The following is a 16,631-nucleotide window of genomic DNA, read 5'->3' on the forward strand; positions in this document are numbered from 1 at the left end:
GGCAGCATGTCGCGCCGGGCCCGTGCCGTCCTCACCGCCGCTCTGCTGACCGCCGTTCTGCTGACCGCCGGCTGCGGGACGGCACCGGACACGGTGTCGGTCGAGCGGGCGGCCGCGGCCACCCTGGAGAGCAGCCGGCCGGTGCTGCCGCAGCGCGGCCCGTTCCGGCACACCGGGCGGGGCGAGTTCCGCTGGAGCGTCGCGCCGGTGACCGCAGCGCGGCTCGGCAGCTCGCATCGCGCCGGCTGCCCGGTCGCCGTCACCGACCTGCGGCTGGTCGAGGTGACCCACCTGGGCTTCGACGGCCGGCCGCACCTCGGGGAGCTGGTGGTGCACCGCACGCAGGCGACGGCCGTCGTCGAGATCTTCCGGCAGATGTACGACGCGCACTTCCCGGTGCAGCAGATGGTGACGGTCGAGCAGTACGACGGGGACGACGCCCGGTCGATGGACGCCAACAACACCTCGGCCTACAACTGCCGGACCACCACCGGCGGGGGCGGCTTCTCCGAGCACGCCTACGGCACGGCGCTGGACGTCAACCCGGTCCAGAACCCCTACGTGCGCGGCACCACCGTCGAGCCCGAGGCGGGCCGCGCCTACCTCGACCGCAGCCGGGTGCGGCCGGGGATGGTCGTGGCCGACGACGTCGTGGTGCGCGCCTTCGCCGCAGCCGGCTGGGCGTGGGGTGGGGACTTCCGGACACTGAAGGACTACCAGCACTTCTCGCTGTCCGGCCGGTAGATCGCTGTCCCCGCGCATCGACATGTGCTGCGCAGCAGAGGTACAGCACAGGTCATGATCTCCAGATTCTTGACCTGTGGTGCACACCCCCCGACAGCACACACGTCTCCGGAGCGGGAGAGGCGCGGGTCCCCCGCTACGTGACGTCGGGCTACCCGGGCGGCCCGGGCTACTCGGGCGACCCGGCCCCGGGTTCCTCGAGCCGCGCCCGGCGGGCCGCCTTGACCTCCCGGCGCTGCTCCGCGCGGGCCAGCGATGCCATGGTGAACGCCTGGCGCTGCGGGCGCAGCAGCACCAGGCTGAGCAGCGCCGAGAGCAGGACGGCCGCCCCTGCCACGAGCAGGTCGTTGCCGTCCCCGACGATCAGCCGCAGCACGACGAACACGACGACGAGCAGCGCCAGCCGCAGCACGGAGTAGACGGCGAAGGCGCGGCCGGGGCGGGGGGCGGACGGCGTCTCGGACATGGGCTCCAGGCTACGGCCGATGGGGTTGTACTCGAGGCGACGACCCGGGTGCACCCGCGCACGGCGACGGCGCCGCCGCAACCGGCCGAGGGGCAGGTGCGACGGCGCCGTGGCCGGGTGGGGCGGGTCAGTCGACGAGCTCGCCGGCACGCCGGCGGCGAACGGCGTACGCCGCGCCGAGCAGGACGGTGCCGAGGACCGCGAGCGCCTGGCTGACGCCGGTACGCGGCAGCTGGGGGCCGGCCACCGGGGTGCCGGCCACCGGGGTGCCGGCGGCCGGGGTGCCGGCGGCCGTGACGGCCGGGGCGAAGCGGGCGTTGCTGGTCAGGGTTGCCAGGTCGATCTGCACCGGGGCGCTCGTCAGCAGCCCGGCAACCTGCGCGATCCCCTGCAGAGCAGGCAGCTCGGCCGCGTCGGGCAGGGCGAGGGCGGTCGGGATCCGCACCGACGGGAGCGCGATCGACAGACCCCGGACGGTGGTCGCGGCGGTGCCGAAGCCGTCGCTGACGCCGGTGCCGGTGGAGCTGGTGAGCAGGGCGACCTGTGGAGCCGGGATCGACAGGGTCGGGAACTGCGGCACCGTCGACAGGACGCCGGACAGCGTGCCGGTCAGGTCACCGATCAGGTCGTTGATCGCCTCCAGCTGGGTGCCGGTCAGGTCGAGCAGGTCGACCGAGCCGGTGTTCAGGACGTCGTCCAGGACATCGGTGCCCAGCACCCGCAGGCCGGCCAGCTCGCCACCGATCACCTGGGCGGACTGGCCGCCCTCCTTGTTGGAGGTGGCGGTCGCCTGGGTGAGGACCGAGAGGCTGTCGAAGCTGACGAGCGGCGTGCCGTCGAGCACCGCCAGGACGGCGGCGAGCAGCGCGTCGATCTCGGACTGAACATCCTTGAGCAGCTCCCGCAGGGCGGCGATGGCGTCGTCGAGGACCTTCTGCAGCCGGTCGATCGTGGCCTGGAGGGTGGCGATGGCTGCCTCGAGCAGATCGACCGCGGCCTGAGCCGCGTCGACGAGCGACTGAGCCGCAGCCAGGTCGCTGGTGGCCTTGGCAACAGCGGCATCGGCCGAGGTGACGGCGGCGTCGGCGGCGTCGAGCGAGCTGGACGCGGCGGCGAGCGCCTGCACGATGTCGAGGGTGCTGTTGGCGGCGACGAAGTCGCTGACGCTCAGACCCAGCAGGTCCGCGGCAGCCTTCACCGTTGCGTAGGCGCTGTCGTAGTCGGCCTTCGCCTCCGCCTGCACGGCCTGCGCCTCGGCGAGCCGCCCCTGCTCGGCAGTCAGTGTGTCCTCGAGCGGCTGCAGGTCAGCCGTCCGGGTCGCCAGCTCCTGCTCCGCTGCCGCGAGTTCGCTGTTCTTGCCCGCCAGCTTGTCGGTCTCGGCGGCCAACGCGGCGGCCGCCTTGTCGACCTCGGCCTGCGCGGCGTCGATCTGCGCCTGGATCTCGGCGGTCGCCTCACGCAGCGCCTTGTCCGCGGCCTCGACGGCGGGGGTCACCAGGTCGAGCTCGGTGAGCAGCTCGGTCAGCACGCCGATCGGCAGCGCCTTCAGGTCCAGGCCGAGGGCGGCGAGCAGGTCGGCGATGCTGGGCAGCGCAAGGTCTTTCACCACGACCGTCTTCTCGCCGGCCGCGCCGCCGAGCTTGGTGACGGCGGAGCCGACCTGCAGCTCGCCGTCGAGGGCGACGGGCAGGCCGAGGATCTCCAGGCCGCCGAGCGAGGAGGCACCGGCCGAGGTACTGGGCTCGCCGTCGGCGTCCGCGGCGGAGGCCTGCAGGACCGGGCTGCTCAGGCCGATCACGCCGGACAGGGCAGGCGCGACGGTGCTGGTGCCGACCGACGGGCTGCTCTGCGGCGACTCGGCCGGCGTGACGGTCTGCTGACCGTACGTCGTGCCGTCCACGCTCAGCGGGGTGAGCAGGATCTTCGCGGCGCTCCGGCTGCCGAGCATGTCGCTCAGCAGCTCGAGCCCGCCGGCGCTGACGGTGTGCCCGCCGGCGGCGACCGAGAGCAGCGTGACCGATGAGCTGGCGATGCCTCTGGCAGGCGAGGGGGACGTGGCTGCGGTCGCCGGTCCGGCGACGGCGGCGAACAGAGCCGCGACAGCGGCGGCGGACAGTAGCGGTGACGGACGCACGGGGATCTCCAGGAGCCGACGGGGGTGGACCGGCGGGGCCACCGGTGACTAGTTCGAGCATCGGGCAGGCACGGCGGCGTGACCATGGCCTATAAGAACCATCTGTGCACTACCCGTCACGATGCGTGACGGGTAGTGCAGTGCTGCCCGATTCCTGACGGTGCGTCACCGGTGCCTGCTTCCGTCGTTGGAGGACTCGAGCGCCGTGGGACCACCCACGGTGGAGGGGAGCGCAATGGACGAGAGCACGCAGGCCGGGCGGGGACGGCTCCTGACCCCGGGCGAGGTGGCGACGCTGTTCCGGGTCGACCCCAAGACGGTGACGCGCTGGGCCGCCGCCGGCCGGATCAGCAGCATCCGCACGCCCGGTGGCCACCGCCGCTTCCGTGAGGCCGAGGTCCGCGCTCTCCTGGAAGGCGGTCGGGGGCTGGCCGAGGAGATCCCGGCCCAGTCCCCGACGGACCGCACCGCCGCGTCGCTGTAGCGGTAACCTCCCCGCTCGACCCGGAGGGGGCGACGACATGCTGTACGGCGGCGGGCTGGCATCCCTGATCGCGTTGTGCCTGGTGGTCTACTGCGCGATCAACGTCATCACGAGCCCCGACGACCAGGTCCGCAACCTGCCCAAGCTGCTGTGGCTGCTGCTCGTCCTGCTGTTCCCGGTCGTCGGCGGCGTCGCCTGGCTGGTCGCCGGGCGACCGCAGGGCCCGCCCCGGACGCTGCCGTACCAGAGCAACACCGGCATCCCGCCGGAGTACGACCGGCCGGGCCGCGCCACCGCGCGCTCCCCGGACGACGACGAGGCGTTCCTACGCAGGCTGCGTGAGCGGGCGGAGGAGCAGCGGCGCAAGGCCGAGCAGGAGCGTCGGGAGCGGGAGAACGGCGCCGAGACCTGAGCCCGGGATCGTCCGGGCCGGCTGAGGCGTTGTCCAGATGTGCTCTTCGTGTACGCATTGGTCACCCTGGCGCTGCTCGTCTACTGCGCCGTCGACGTCGTGAGCACGCCGGCTGAAGCGGTGCGCACACTGCCGAAGCCGCTGTGGCTGCTGGTGGTGGTGCTCCTGCCGCTCGTCGGTTCGGCGGCGTGGCTGCTCGCCGGCCGGCCGCCGCGGGGGACGCCGGCCACCCCTGCGGAGCCCGCCCGGCGTGCGCCGGACGACGATGAGAACTTCCTGCGCGAGCTGCGGCGACGCGCCGAGGACCAACGTCGCCGGGCCCGGGACCCGCGGGACGACTAGGCACCGGCGCCGGGGCGACGACCGGCGGCGCCGGCCGGCTCGCTGTAGGTGACCGTCACGATCCGGTCGTCCTCCCAGGTGATGCTGGTCAGCGAGGCGAGCCCGCACTGCCGGCGGTCCGGGCGGTGCCAGAGCCGGCGCCCCTCGACGTACCGGCGGAGGGTCCAGATCGGCAGCTGGTGGCTGACGCAGACAGCCTCGGAGCCCAGCGCCGCGTCGCGCGCGGCCTCGGCGGCGGCCAGCATCCGCCTGGCGATGACGTTGTACGCCTCGCCCCAGCTGGGGGTGAACGGGTTGCGCAGGTGCGGCCAGTGCTCGGGCCGCCGCAAGGCGCCGTCCCCGACACCGAAGGGCTTGCCCTCGAAGACGTTCTCGCTCTCGATCAGCCGTCCGTCGGTGCCGATCGGCAGCCCGTGCGCGGCAGCGATGGGGCCCGCCGTCTCCTGCGCGCGCTGCAGCGGCGAGGCGAGCACGACGGTGATGTCGCGGTCCTGCAGCGCCTCGGCCGCGTCCCGTGCCATCTGCAGGCCGTCCTCGGACAGCCGGAATCCGGGGAGCCGGCCGTACAGCACCGCATCTGGGTTGTACACCTCGCCGTGCCGGAGCAGGTGGACGGTGGTGCGGAGAGCTGTGGTCATGCGCGGTCCTCCGCCTGGGGGGGTGCGAGGAGGTCGGGAGTGGAGAGCGCCGCGGCGGCCCGAGCGGCGTGCGGCAACGCCGCGGCGACCCGTGAGAGCGCGGCGTCGTCGTGGGCCGCGCTGACGAACCACGCCTCGTACGCGCTGGGTGGCAGGTAGACGCCGCGGCTCAGCATCTCGTGGAAGAAGGCCTTGTACCGCAGCACGTTCTGCCGCGTGGCGGTCGCGTAGTCCACCACCGCGTGATCACAGAAGAAGATGCTGAACAGGCTACCGGCGCGGTTGAGGCGGTGCGCGACGCCGGCGGAGGTCAGCGCCTCGGAGGCGAGCCGGCCGACGGTCTCGGCGGTGGCGTCCAGGTGCGCGTAGACCTGCTCGGTGCAGTGCTCCAGCGTGGTGCGGCCCGCCGCGACCGCGAGCGGGTTCCCCGACAGGGTGCCGGCCTGGTAGACCGGGCCCGCGGGTGCGAGCCGGCCCATGACGTCGGCGCGGCCGCCGAAGGCCGCTGCCGGCAGGCCACCGCCCATCACCTTGCCGAAGGTGAACAGGTCCGGCGCGACGCCCTCGAGCCCGAAGTGACCGGCCCTCGAGACCCGGAAGCCGGTCATCACCTCGTCGAGGACGAGCAGGGCGCCGTACTGCGCGCACAGCGCCTTCAGTCCCGCGTTGAAGCCGGGCAGCGGCGGAACGACGCCCATGTTGGCGGCCGCGGCCTCGGTGATGACGACCGCGATCTGCTCGCCGTGCTGCTCGAACGCCGTCTGCGCGGCCGACAGGTCGTTGTAGGGCAGCACGATGGTCTCGGCGGTCATGGCTCCGGTGACGCCGGGGGTGTCCGGCAGGCCGAAGGTGGCCAGGCCACTGCCCGCGCTCGCGAGCAGCGCGTCGACGTGCCCGTGGTAGCAGCCGGCGAACTTCACGACCTTGCTGCGGCCGGTGAACCCACGGGCCAGCCGGATCGCGCTCATGGTCGCCTCGGTGCCGGAGCTGACCAGTCGCACCTGCTCGACCGGCCCGACCCGCTCGACGATCAGCTCGGCCAGCCGGACCTCGCCCTCGGTGGGGGTGCCGAAGCTGGTGCCGCCCGCCGCGGCGAGCTGGAGCGCCTCGACGACCGCGGGGTGCGCGTGGCCGAGAATCATCGGCCCCCAACTACCGACGAGGTCGACGTAGTCACGGCCGTCCGCATCGGTGAGGTAGGCACCGTGGCCGCTGGTCATGAAGCGCGGCGTGCCGCCGACGGCCTGGAAGGCGCGAACCGGGCTGTTGACGCCGCCCGGGATGACGGCGGAGGCCCGCTGGAACAGGGTCTCGCTCAGCGGCGCGTCGTACGGATAGGTCATGCTCGGCATCCTGCCCTGCGCCGCCCGCCGCCCGCCGTACAGGGTGCCGGTGCCGCGGTGACAGTCCGGGTCGCCCCGCCCCGCGGCTCAGCCGAGCTCGAGGCAGGCGGTCAGGGCGCGGACCATGAGTGGGACGTCCTGCGCCGAGCCCAGCTCGCGGCAGGAGTGCATGCCCAGCAGCGGAGCGCCGACGTCCAGCGTCGACAGGCCCAGTCGGGTCGCCGTGAGCGGGCCGATCGTCGAGCCGCAGGGCAGGTCGTTGCGGCTGACGAAGTGCTGCAGTGGCACCCCGGCGTCGGCGCAGCGGGCGGCGAACCAGCCGCCGCTACGGGCATCGGTCGCGTAGGACTGGTTGGCGTTGAGCTTGAGCACCGGGCCGCCGCCGAGCACCGGTGTGTGCGCAGGCTCGTGCCGCTCGGCGTGGTTCGGGTGCTGCGCGTGCGCCATGTCCGCGCTGACCAGGCGCGAGCGGGCGAGGGTGACCTGCAGGTCCTGCGGGTCGTACGGCCGGCGTCCCTCAGGGACGCGGTCGCTGGTGGCGGCGACGACCCGGGCCACGACGTCCTCGAGGAACGGGCCGCGGGCGCCTTCGGCGGACCCGCTGCCGACCTCCTCGTGGTCGTTCGCGACGACCAGCTGGGTGTGGGCGGCCGGCGCCGCGGCCAGCAGCGCGAGCACGGCGCTGTGGCAGGAGCCCAGGTTGTCCAGTCGCGGCGCCGCGATCCAGGAGCCGTCGGCGCCGGTGCTCGCCGACGGCTGCGTGTCGGCCAGCACCAGGTCGTGGCCGAGCACGTCCGCGGCGTCGATCCCCGCGCTGTCCGCCAGCGCCTCGACAAGCCCCGGTTCGCCGCCGCGGTCGGCTCCCCAGATCGGCACGAGCTGGTTCTGCGGGTCCAGCTGGAGCCCCTCGCGGACCGCCCGGTCCAGATGGATGGCCAGGCTCGGCAGCCGCACCGGCCCGTTCGGCAGCACCACCCGGTGCATCTCGACGCCCCCCTCGACACCGCGTACCGCGATCCGGCCGGCGACAGTCAGCTCGCGGTCCAGCCAGGTGTGCGCGAGCAGCCCGCCGTAGGTCTCCACGCCGAGAAGGCGGAAGCCGGCCCGGCGTACCTCGTACCGCGGGCGGAGCTTGAAGGTGGGCGAGTCGGTGTGCGTGCCGACCAGTCGGATGCCCGCCTCCGCGGTGGGGGCCGAGCCGACGCGGAAGGCGATCAGGCTGCCGCCGTCGCGCACGACGTAGCGGGCGTCGCCGGAGGCGAGGGTCCAGCGGTCGCGCTCGGACAGTTCGGTGAAGCCGGCCTGCTCCAGGCGCCGGGTCATCTCGGCCACGGCGTGGAACGGCGAGGGCGAGGCATCGACGAAGGCGCGCAGATCCGCGCCGGCCTGCTCTGCGGTGAGGCTCATCCTGCGACCGTACGTGCGGCGGGAACCGACGACGGCGCGGGCCGCTCTGCCGGCGCCGCGCGGGTGGCCGACCGGTGCTGTTGTGGATCATCTCCCGTTGTGGATCATCTGGGGACTGGATCGGCAGCAGACACGCCGGCGTGTCTGCTGCCGATCCAGTCCAGAGAAGATCACCGATGGGCGGGCGGTGCTCGGCCGCCGAAGATCTTGCTCTGTCAGCGGGTCGCTCGGAGCCTCAGCAGCCCGAGCACCGGCAGCACGAGGGGGACGAAGCCGTAGCCGATGCCGTACGCCGACCACACCGTCTCGTCCGGGAAGGCGTCGGGCAGCACCAGTGAGAGCGTGCCGACGACCAGCACCCCGACCAGCTCGAACAGCACCGCGGCCCATGCCAGCCGGCGCATCCCGCGCCCCAGCGCCAGCGCCGCCACGACGTAGACGCCGGCGGCGACGGCCGAGAGCAGGTACGCCACCGGCGCCTCGTCGAAGCGGGTCACCAGCTGCAGGCCGGCCCGGGAGGAGGCGGCCAGCGCGAAGATCGCGTAGACGGCGACGAGCAGCCGGCCGGGACCGCGGCCGACGCCGTGCCGCTCAGCCACCGCCGACACCGGGACCCCGGCCGACGCCGTGCCGCTCAGCCACCGCCGACACCCAGCCCGGCGTGCCAGATCGTCAGCAGGCGCACCTGCACGACCGCGACGGTGAGGCAGGCCGCGGACAGGACGAGCGTGCCCCAGCGGGACCGCTCCTCCACCGCGAGCACCAGGCCGCCCGGCACCAGCAGCAGCGACACGGCCAGGTAGCCGAGGAGCTCGCCGTTCGAGCCGCCCCAACTCCCCATGCGGGCCAGCGCGAGACCTCCTTGCACCAGCAGGATCCCCTGGAGCAGGAACAGCCCCAGCAGGTGCAGCCGCGGCACCAGCCGGTCCAGCGCCGCGAAGAGCAGCGCGACCGCCCCCAACGCGAGCGCGAGCAGCGCGATGCCGGTCGCGAAACCCTCGATCAACCGGACACCCCGAGCAACCGACAGCCCCCGAGCAACCGACGGGCATCGGTCACCGGAGCCAGCCGGCAGCCTCGGTCGCCCAGTAGGTCAGGATCATCCCGGCGCCGGCCCGCCGGATCCCGGTGAGCTGTTCGAGGATGATCCGCTCCCGGTCGATCCAGCCCTGCGCCGCCGCAGCCTCCACCATCGCGTACTCGCCGGAGACCTGGTAGGCCGCGACCGGCACGTCGACCGCGTCGGCGACGGCGCGCACCACGTCGAGGTAGGCACCGGCCGGCTTCACCATCACCGCGTCGGCGCCCTCCGCGACGTCCAGCAACGCCTCGCGGACACCCTCCTGAGCCGAGCGCCCGGCGTCCTGCTGGTAGCCGGCCCGGTCGCCGAACCGCGGGGCGCACTCGGCAGCGTCGCGGAACGGCCCGTAGTAGGCGGAGGCGTACTTCGCGCTGTAGGCCAGGATCGGCACCTCGCCGAAGCCGTCCCCGTCGAGGGCTGCCCGGATCGCCGCGACCTGGCCGTCCATCATCCCGCTCGGCGCGACGACCTGCGAGCCGGCACGCGCCTGCGCCAGAGCCGCCGAGGCGTACCGCGCGAGGGTGGCGTCGTTGTCGACCTCACCGCTGTCGGTGAGCAGGCCGCAGTGGCCGTGGTCGGTGTACTCGTCCAGGCACAGGTCGGTCATCACGACCAGGTCGTTCCCGACCTCGGCCGCCAGGTCGCCCAGCGCCAGCTGCACGATGCCCTGCGGATCGTCGGCGCCCGAGCCGCGGGCGTCCTTGACCGCCGGGATGCCGAACAGGACCAGCCCGCCGACACCGGCGGAGGCCGCTTGCGCAGCAGCCTTCTTCAGCGACTCCCGGGTGTGCTGCACGACGCCCGGCATCGAGCCGATCGGGGCCGGCGCCGCGATGCCCTCCTTGACGAAGACCGGCAGCACCAGGTCCGCCGGCCGCACCTGCACGTCCGCCACCAGTCGGCGCAGTGCGGCGGTCCGCCGCAGCCGGCGCGGGCGGGCGGCGGGAAAGGCGGTCACCGTCCAGCGGCCGCCGCACGCGCCTTCTTACGGCGGTGCGCAGCGCTCGGCAGCGGGGCGATCTCGGGAAGGGCCGCCTCCCGCCGCTCGACGGCGAAGACCGCCAGCGCCTCGACCAGGGCCGCCACGTCGGGCCTGGGTGAGAGCACGTCGACACGCAGCCCCAACTCCCGCGCGGTCGCGGCGGTCTGCGGGCCGATGCAGGCCAGGATCGTGCTGTCGTGCGGCTTACCGGCGATACCGACGAGGTTGCGCACGGTCGAGGACGAGGTGAACAGCACCGCGTCGTAGCCGCCGCCCTTGAGCGCCTCGCGGGTCTCCGCGGGCGGCGGGGCGGCGCGCACCGTGCGGTAGGCGGTGATGTCGTCGACCTGCCAGCCCAGCTCCTGCAGCCCGGCAATCAGCGTGTCGGTCGCGATGTCCGCCCGCGGCAGGAAGACCCGGTCGATCGGGTCGAAGACCTCGTCGTACGGCGCCCAGTCCGCGAGCAGGCCCTCGCTGGACTGCTGGCCGCTCGGCACCAGGTCCGGGCGGATGCCGAAGTCGACGATCGCCTGCGCGGTGGCGTCGCCGACGGCGGCCACCCGCACACCGGACAGCGCGCGGGCGTCCAGGCCGTACTCCTCGAGCTTCTCGCGAACCGCCTTGACGGCGTTGACGGAGGTGAAGGCGATCCAGGCGTACTTCCCGTCGTGCAGGCCCTTGACCGCGCGCTCCATCGGCGCGGGTGTGCGTGGCGGCTCGACGGCGATGGTGGGCACCTCGACCGGCACGGCGCCGTACGAGCGCAGCACCGCCGACAGCGCGCCGGCCTGGTCGCGGGTGCGCGGGACGAGCACTCGCCAGCCGTACAGCGCGCGGCTCTCGAACCAGGCCAGCCGGTCGGCCTTCTTGACCACGTCGCCGACCACCACGACCGCCTCGCCGGCCAGCTCGGCGCTGCCGGCCACGGCCTCCACAGTGTCCAGCGTCGCGGTGACGGTCCGCTGCTCCGCAGTGGTGCCGCGCACGGTGACCGCGACCTGCTCCCCGCCCCGGCGGCCGTGCTCGACCAGCGCGGCGGCGCTCTTGGCGACGTCGGCGGCGCAGGTCAGCAGCACGAGGGTCCCGGGCGCGGTCGCGAGCTGCCGCCACGGGGTCCGGTCGTCGACCCGGGCGACCGTGCGGGGCAGGCCGCCCGCGATGCCGGCGTAGCCGGGGACGAGCGACTCGTCGCTCAGGCCGGGGACGACCTCCAGGCGCTGCCTGGCCTTGAGGACCGTCTCGGCCTCCTTGACCCCCTCGGGGGTCGCATAGGGGTCACCGGGGAGCAGCCGGACGGCGAGCCGGCCGTCCCTGCTCGCCGCGACCAGCGGGGCGCCCTGCGCCTGGCCCGGCTCGGTGCGCACGACCTCGGCGTCGACGCGGGCGTCGGCGAGCAGCGCCTCGCCGACGCGGGCGTCGGCAAGGATGAGGTCGGCGGTCGCCAGCAGCTGCGCCGCCCGCACCGTGAGCAGTCCGGGATCGCCGCTGCCGGCGCCGACGAGGGCGACCTGGCCGGCCGTCTTCTTCGTGGCCGGGGGCCGGGGCTTGCTGGAGCTCATGCGGGTTCTCCCATCAGATCCGCGGCACCGAGGTCGAGCAGCTCGCGCGCGAGCCGGCGTCCCACCTCCGCTGCCTCGGACGTCGAGCCGGTCGCCGAGAGGCGGACGGCGTCTGTTCCGTCGACGGCGGCCACCAGGCCGCGCAGGTAGATCTCGGGGCCGCCCCCGGTGTCAGGGTCGCCCTCGGCCACCTGGGCCAGAGCGCCGACCGGCGCCGTACAGCCGGCCTCCAGCGCGGCGAGCAGCGCACGCTCGGCGGCCACCGACGCACGGGTGTCGCCGTCGTCGAGGGCGGCGAGCAGCCCGCGCAGCTCCTCGTCGCCGGTGCGGCACTCGAGCGCCAGCGCCCCCTGGGCCGGGGCCGGCAGCATGGTGATCGGGTCGATCACCTCGGTGGCGTCACCGAGCCGGTCCAGCCTGGCCAGGCCGGCCCGGGCGAGCACCACCGCGTCGAGCTCGCCGGAGCGCACCTTGGCGATCCGGGTGTCGACGTTGCCGCGGATCGGGACGACCTCGTAACCCAGGCCCAGGCCGCGCAGCTGCGCCGTGCGGCGCGGCGAGCCGGTGCCGATGCAGGCACCGCCCGGCAGCTCGCCGAGGGTGAGCCCGTCGCGGGCCACGAGCGCGTCGCGGGGATCCGCACGCACCGGCACCGCGGCGACGACCAGGCCTGGGGCGGCCGCCGTCGGCAGGTCCTTGTAGGAGTGCACCGCCAGGTCGACCTCGCCGGCCAGCAGCGCGTCGCGCAGGGCCGTCACGAAGACGCCGGTGCCGCCGATCTGCGCGATCGCGGCGCTGTTCACGTCACCCTCGGTCTGCACGGTCACCAGCTCGACCCGGCAGCCCGACTCGCCGAGGGCCGTGGCGACGGCGCGGGACTGGGCCAGCGCAAGGGCGCTGCCCCGGGTGCCCAGCCGCAGCAGGCGGCCACTCACCGCTCGGCCTGCGGGTCGCCCACCACGGTGGACAGTGGCGTCGCGATGACCGCCGCCGGGGCGGCCCGGTCGAGCCCGAACAGCTCACGCAGCGCCTCGGCGTACGACAACCCCTCGGGAGCCTCGTGCAGCTCCTTCACCCGGACCGTCGGGGTGTGCAGCAGCTTGTCGACCACCCGGCGGACGGTGGCCTGCACCTCGGCGTTCGCGGCGTCGTCGAGCGACGGCAGCCGGGCGGTCAGCCGGGTCAGCTCGGCGTCGACCACCTCGTCCGCGCGGCTGCGCAGCGCCACCACGGTGGGAGCAATCTTCGCCGCACGCTGCCAGGCCAGGAACTCCCCGACCTCCTGCGTGACGATGCCGCGGGCGGCCTCGACGTCGGCGCCGGCCTCGGTGCCGGCCAGCACCTCCTGGAGCGAGGCGAGGTCGACCAGCGTGATGCCCGGCAGGTCGCGGACCGCGGGGTCGATGTCGCGCGGCAGGGCCAGGTCGAGGATCGCCAGCGGCCGGCCGGCCCGCTTGTCGAGGGCCCGCTCGACCTGCTCGCGTGAGACCACCAGCCCGGTGGCACCGGTCGAGGAGACCACCACGTCGGCGTCGACCAGGGCGAGGTCGAGCTCGTCGAGGCCGATGCCCCGGCCGTCCAGGCTCACGGCCAGCCGCTGGGCGCGCTCCAGCGTGCGGTTGGCGACGACGACGTCGCCGGCACCCACACGGCGCAGCGTGGCGCCGGCGAGGGCGCCCATCGAGCCGGCGCCGACGACCAGCACGCTGCGGCCGGCCAGCGGGCCGACGGCCTCCACCGCCCGCTCCAGGCCGACCGTCACCAGCGAGCGGCCCGCCTCGTCGATGCCGGTCTCGCTGTGGGCGCGCTTGCCGACCTTGAGCGCCTTCTGGAACAGCTCGTGCAGCGTCGGCCCGGCGCCGCCGTCCCGCGCGCTGGCGTAGGCCCGGCGCAGCTGGCCGAGGATCTGCGACTCACCGACCACCATCGAGTCCAGGCCGCAGGCGACCTCGAACAGGTGCAGGACCGCCTGACCCTCCCAGTGGACGTAGAGGTGGCGCTTGAGGTCGTCGAGCGGGACGCCGGAGAGCCGGGCGAGCAGGTCACTGACGGCGTCGACGCCGGCGTGGAAGCCCTCGGTGTCGGCGTAGATCTCCACCCGGTTGCAGGTCGACAGCACGACCGCCTCGGCGACGGGGCCGCTGGACCGCAGCTCCTGCAGCACGTCGGAGTTGTCGCCGACGCCGACGGTGACCTGCTCGAGCAGGCGGACCGGCGCGCTGCGGTGCGAGATGCCGACGATCAGAACGCTCATGCCGGCACCTCGGCGGGCATCGTCGCCGTGGCCTTGCGGTGCTCGTGGAAGGACAGGATCTGCAGCTCGTTCGACAGGTCGACGCGGCGCACGTCGACCCCTTCGGGCACCTGCAGCACGGCGGGAGCGAAGTTCAGGATGCTGCGCACGCCGGCCGCGACCAACCGGTCGCAGACATCCTGCGCGGCCGTCGCGGGCGTGGCGATGACACCGATCGACACCCGCTGCTCACGCACGATGTCGGGCAGCTCGTCCAGCGACCGGACGGGCAGCCCGGCCACCACCTCACCGGTCCGTGCGTCGTCCGCGTCGACCAGTGCGGCGATGCAGAAGCCGCGGCCGTCGAACCCGCCGTAGCCGGCGAGGGCCGACCCGAGGTTGCCCACACCGACCAGCACGACCGCCCAGCGCCGGCCCAGCCCGAGCGCGGCACTGATGTGGAAGACCAGCTCCTGCACGTCGTAGCCGACCCCGCGGGTGCCGTAGGAGCCCAGGTGCGACAGATCTTTGCGGAGCTTGGCCGAGCCGACACCGGAGGCGGCCGCCAGCGCCTCGCTGCTGACGGTCCTGCGACCCGCGTCACCGAGCGCACGCAGCGCGCGCAGGTAGACCGGCAGCCGGGCGACGGTGGCCTCGGGGACCCCGACCCGCGCCGCGCCCCCACCCCGGGCGGCACGTCCCGCGCGCGGAGGCAGCACCCGGGCAGCGGCGGTCAGCTGGCGGCCTGCGGGAACGGCCTGCGTGGTCACGGACTACTCCTGCCCTGCTCCGCAGGGGCGGCTGGACGGGGGGCACGCTGCCGCGGGGCCCCGGGTGCACCGGTCAGGCTACGCGCTTGTGAATGCATGCACAAAGTCGGTGAGGTGGCTCACAACCCGCCGCGGCGGCGTTCCGGAGTCCGATCACGACGGGTGTGGCCGAGCGGCGGTCCCACCTCCTCGACCCACGCCGACGGCCGGCCGCGCAGCGCCCGCCGCAGCGCCTGGGGGTCGACGAACCAGTAGGACAGCGGCCGGCCCTCGAGCAGCACCACCGGGACGTGATCGCTCCAACGGGCCCGGTCACCGGCGTCGGCGTCCACGTCGCGCAGCTCGACCGGGACGCCGGCGTCCGCGGCCAGCCGCTGCACGATCGGGAGCGCCTCCTCGCAGAGAGCGCAGCCGGTGCGGGTGACGAAGGTGAGCAGCTGCGGACGGCGGCGCCGCAGCCTCACGTCGCCGGCCTCACGCCGAGAGCTCGCGCAGCCTGCCCTTGCTGACCTTTCCGGTGGCGCTGTGCGGCAGCTGGGTCACGAGCTCGACCGCGGTCGGGCACTTGAAACGGGCCAGCGACTGCGCGCAGTGCGCGATGAGATCGTCGGCCGAGGGGGTCGCGCCCGGCACCGGCACGACCAGCGCCTTCACGGACTCGCCGGTGTAGGGGTGCGGAATTCCCAGAACGGCGGCCTCCTCGACGTCCGGGTGCGTGACCAGGACGTCCTCGACCTCGCGCGGGTAGACGTTGAAGCCGCTGACCAGGACCAGCTCCTGGCGCCGATCCACCAAGTGCAGGTCACCGTCCTGGTCGAGGTAGGCGACGTCGCCGGTGGCGAACCAGCCGTCCGCGTCCGGCCCGCCCGCCCCGTCCGGCCAGTAGCCGGTGAACAGATTGGCACCTCGTACGACGATCTCGCCCGGGTCACCGTCCTCGACATCGCCACCGGCCCCGTCGACCAGTCGCAGCTCGACACCCGGCACCGGCCGACCGATCGACGCGGGTTTGGCCACCTCGCTCATGAGCGTGCTGGCCAGCACGGGGGCGGTCTCGGTCAGGCCGTAGCCCTCGAAGACGTGGTGCCCCGTCAGGTCGAGCAGCCGGGACTGGACCTGTTCGGGCAGCGGGGCGGCCCCGGACAGGGCCAGGCGAACGGAGGCGAAGGCATCACCGATGTCGGGCAGCATCGACCACGCGACGTACATCGGAGGGGCACCGACGACGCTGGTCACGGCACAGCGGCGGATCTCGGCCAGCGTCTCGACCGGCTCGAAGCGTTCGCACAGCACGCCGGTCGCCGCCTCGCGGGCGACGGCGCCGAGCACGGCGTTCAGCCCGTAGACGTGGAACAGCGGCAGCACGAGCAGCACCACGTCGTCGGGCGTGATCACCGGCGGCTCGATCCGCGCGCCCTGCTCGAGGTTCGCGAGCAGGGCCCGGTGCGGCAGCATCGCGCCCTTGGGTCGGCCGCTGGTGCCCGAGGTGTAGAGCAGGACGGCGAGATCCTCGCCGCCGCCGATGCTGTCGACGGCGCCGGCCGCGGCGCCCTGCTCGAGCAACTCGGCCCAGCTCGCGCCACCGGACGGCAGGTTGTCACCACCGGCGAGGAGGACGTGCTCGAGGTCGTCCAGTGCGGCCGCCGCCCGCAGCACCGCGGGGGCCGTCTCGGTGCCGCCGATCACGGCTCGCGCGCCACTGTCGCCGAGCGCGTAGCGCAGCTCGTCGGCGGTGTAGCCGGGATTCAGCGGCACCGCGACCAGGCCGGCCCGCAGCACCCCGAAGTACGCGACCGGGAAGTCGGGGGTGTTGCCGAGGCAGATGCCGGCCCGGTCACCGGGCTGCAGCCCCCTCGCGCGCAGACCGGCTGCAGCGGCGTCGACGGCGGCATCGACCTGCGCCCACGTCATCGCCGTACCGTGGTGCTGGAAGGCCGGATGCGGCCCCCGTCGCTGCGCCGCAGCGCGCACCAGATCGGCGAGGTTCCCGGCGGGAGCAGTGGGCGTCACGGGCATCGGCCTCCGGTTCCGGCCGG

18 protein-coding genes are annotated in these 16,631 nt (G+C 74.2%); 4 read left to right on the top strand and 14 right to left on the bottom strand.

Annotated features, from left to right (window positions below; genetic code table 11):
- Nucleotides 1-6: 6 nt before the first annotated feature.
- Nucleotides 7-744, top strand: a complete 738-nt coding sequence (locus WD794_10590) for a M15 family metallopeptidase (GenBank protein ID MEX2290758.1) — start codon at nucleotides 7-9, stop codon at nucleotides 742-744.
- 169 nt (nucleotides 745-913) lie between these two features.
- Here WD794_10590 and WD794_10595 read toward each other — a convergent pair whose 3' ends face one another.
- Together WD794_10595 and WD794_10600 are read right to left on the bottom strand one after the other, a co-directional pair.
- Nucleotides 914-1,210, bottom strand: a complete 297-nt coding sequence (locus tag WD794_10595; protein ID MEX2290759.1) for a DUF4229 domain-containing protein — start codon at nucleotides 1,208-1,210, stop codon at nucleotides 914-916.
- Nucleotides 1,211-1,337: 127 nt separating this feature from the next.
- On the bottom strand, nucleotides 1,338-3,344 hold the full coding sequence (locus WD794_10600) for a hypothetical protein (protein MEX2290760.1): 2,007 nt from the start codon (nucleotides 3,342-3,344) through the stop codon (nucleotides 1,338-1,340).
- A gap of 235 nt (nucleotides 3,345-3,579) precedes the next feature.
- On the opposite strand from WD794_10600, the gene WD794_10605 reads away from it, so the two are divergent.
- Genes WD794_10605 through WD794_10615 form a run of 3 tightly spaced genes read left to right on the top strand, consistent with a single transcriptional unit; the run spans nucleotide 3,580 to nucleotide 4,582 of the window.
- Nucleotides 3,580-3,828 carry a BldC family transcriptional regulator gene (locus WD794_10605; protein MEX2290761.1) on the top strand — a complete coding sequence of 83 codons (249 nt, stop codon included), beginning with the start codon at nucleotides 3,580-3,582 and terminating at the stop codon, nucleotides 3,826-3,828.
- A 37-nt stretch (nucleotides 3,829-3,865) separates the two neighbouring features.
- Nucleotides 3,866-4,240 carry a PLDc N-terminal domain-containing protein gene (locus tag WD794_10610; GenBank protein ID MEX2290762.1) on the top strand — a complete coding sequence of 125 codons (375 nt, stop codon included), beginning with the start codon at nucleotides 3,866-3,868 and terminating at the stop codon, nucleotides 4,238-4,240.
- A gap of 48 nt (nucleotides 4,241-4,288) precedes the next feature.
- The gene (locus tag WD794_10615) at nucleotides 4,289-4,582 is read left to right on the top strand and encodes a PLDc N-terminal domain-containing protein (GenBank protein MEX2290763.1); all 294 of its coding nucleotides are present in this window, start codon (nucleotides 4,289-4,291) and stop codon (nucleotides 4,580-4,582) included.
- Here WD794_10615 and WD794_10620 read toward each other — a convergent pair.
- From WD794_10620 to WD794_10675, 12 genes are all read right to left on the bottom strand, one after another.
- A complete protein-coding gene (locus WD794_10620; protein MEX2290764.1) occupies nucleotides 4,579-5,220 on the bottom strand; it encodes a histidine phosphatase family protein in 642 nt (213 codons plus the stop codon). The two genes, WD794_10615 and WD794_10620, sit on opposite strands and share 4 nt — an antisense overlap.
- Nucleotides 5,217-6,563: a glutamate-1-semialdehyde 2,1-aminomutase gene (gene hemL, locus WD794_10625; GenBank protein MEX2290765.1), complete on the bottom strand. Its 1,347-nt coding sequence runs from the start codon at nucleotides 6,561-6,563 to the stop codon at nucleotides 5,217-5,219. The genes WD794_10620 and hemL overlap by 4 nt, the downstream gene beginning before the upstream one ends.
- A gap of 87 nt (nucleotides 6,564-6,650) precedes the next feature.
- Nucleotides 6,651-7,970, bottom strand: a complete 1,320-nt coding sequence (locus WD794_10630) for a M18 family aminopeptidase (protein ID MEX2290766.1) — start codon at nucleotides 7,968-7,970, stop codon at nucleotides 6,651-6,653.
- A gap of 215 nt (nucleotides 7,971-8,185) precedes the next feature.
- Nucleotides 8,186-8,569: a hypothetical protein gene (locus tag WD794_10635; protein ID MEX2290767.1), complete on the bottom strand. Its 384-nt coding sequence runs from the start codon at nucleotides 8,567-8,569 to the stop codon at nucleotides 8,186-8,188.
- A 35-nt stretch (nucleotides 8,570-8,604) separates the two neighbouring features.
- Nucleotides 8,605-8,976, bottom strand: a complete 372-nt coding sequence (locus WD794_10640; protein ID MEX2290768.1) for a hypothetical protein — start codon at nucleotides 8,974-8,976, stop codon at nucleotides 8,605-8,607.
- A 49-nt stretch (nucleotides 8,977-9,025) separates the two neighbouring features.
- Complete coding sequence (hemB, locus tag WD794_10645) at nucleotides 9,026-10,009, bottom strand: porphobilinogen synthase (protein MEX2290769.1); 984 nt, start codon at nucleotides 10,007-10,009, stop codon at nucleotides 9,026-9,028.
- Nucleotides 10,006-11,592 (bottom strand): uroporphyrinogen-III synthase, encoded by a 1,587-nt coding sequence (locus tag WD794_10650; protein ID MEX2290770.1) that lies wholly within the window; start codon nucleotides 11,590-11,592, stop codon nucleotides 10,006-10,008. The genes hemB and WD794_10650 overlap by 4 nt, the downstream gene beginning before the upstream one ends.
- Nucleotides 11,589-12,515 (bottom strand): hydroxymethylbilane synthase, encoded by a 927-nt coding sequence (gene hemC / locus WD794_10655; protein MEX2290771.1) that lies wholly within the window; start codon nucleotides 12,513-12,515, stop codon nucleotides 11,589-11,591. The genes WD794_10650 and hemC overlap by 4 nt, the downstream gene beginning before the upstream one ends.
- Before the next feature lie 8 nt (nucleotides 12,516-12,523).
- Nucleotides 12,524-13,846 carry a glutamyl-tRNA reductase gene (locus WD794_10660; GenBank protein ID MEX2290772.1) on the bottom strand — a complete coding sequence of 441 codons (1,323 nt, stop codon included), beginning with the start codon at nucleotides 13,844-13,846 and terminating at the stop codon, nucleotides 12,524-12,526.
- Nucleotides 13,843-14,595: a redox-sensing transcriptional repressor Rex gene (locus WD794_10665; protein ID MEX2290773.1), complete on the bottom strand. Its 753-nt coding sequence runs from the start codon at nucleotides 14,593-14,595 to the stop codon at nucleotides 13,843-13,845. The genes WD794_10660 and WD794_10665 overlap by 4 nt, the downstream gene beginning before the upstream one ends.
- A 119-nt stretch (nucleotides 14,596-14,714) precedes the next feature.
- Nucleotides 14,715-15,059, bottom strand: coding sequence for a glutaredoxin family protein (locus WD794_10670; GenBank protein MEX2290774.1), 345 nt, complete (start codon nucleotides 15,057-15,059; stop codon nucleotides 14,715-14,717).
- A gap of 10 nt (nucleotides 15,060-15,069) precedes the next feature.
- Nucleotides 15,070-16,611: an AMP-binding protein gene (locus tag WD794_10675; protein MEX2290775.1), complete on the bottom strand. Its 1,542-nt coding sequence runs from the start codon at nucleotides 16,609-16,611 to the stop codon at nucleotides 15,070-15,072.
- Between the last annotated feature and the right edge of the window lie 20 nt (nucleotides 16,612-16,631).

The organism is Mycobacteriales bacterium, assembly GCA_040902655.1.
GTDB lineage: Bacteria > Actinomycetota > Actinomycetes > Mycobacteriales > SCTD01 > SCTD01.